Here is a 262-nt window from a genome sequence, read left to right on the forward strand (position 1 = left end):
TAATAGCTGTCACCTGAGTTGTAATTGGTGCCAAAGGTGGCGTTATAATCGCCAATGTAGCTATCAAGCTTGTCACGGCTAGATTGGTTGATTTGGGTTGGGATGTCAGCCGACTCTTCATCGAGTAAACCATCTAATGTTTCCACTGCTTCATTGGCGGCATATGAGAAAATGGTCGCAATGGTCAAAGGTTTAAAAATCTTGCCCTGTGCCTCATCTTCTGCTTGTTTTTCGGCTTGGACTTGTTTAAATAGCTCGCAAT

Annotated in this window: 1 protein-coding gene; it reads right to left on the bottom strand. The window is 43.5% G+C overall.

The window, feature by feature from the left end; all coding sequences use genetic code 11:
• Positions 1-262: hypothetical protein (locus NO346_RS14765; RefSeq protein WP_256415609.1), on the bottom strand; the 262-nt coding region annotated here is incomplete at both ends.

Source organism: Acinetobacter sp. 5862, assembly GCF_024494585.1.
In the GTDB taxonomy this organism is placed as follows: Bacteria; Pseudomonadota; Gammaproteobacteria; order Pseudomonadales; family Moraxellaceae; genus Acinetobacter.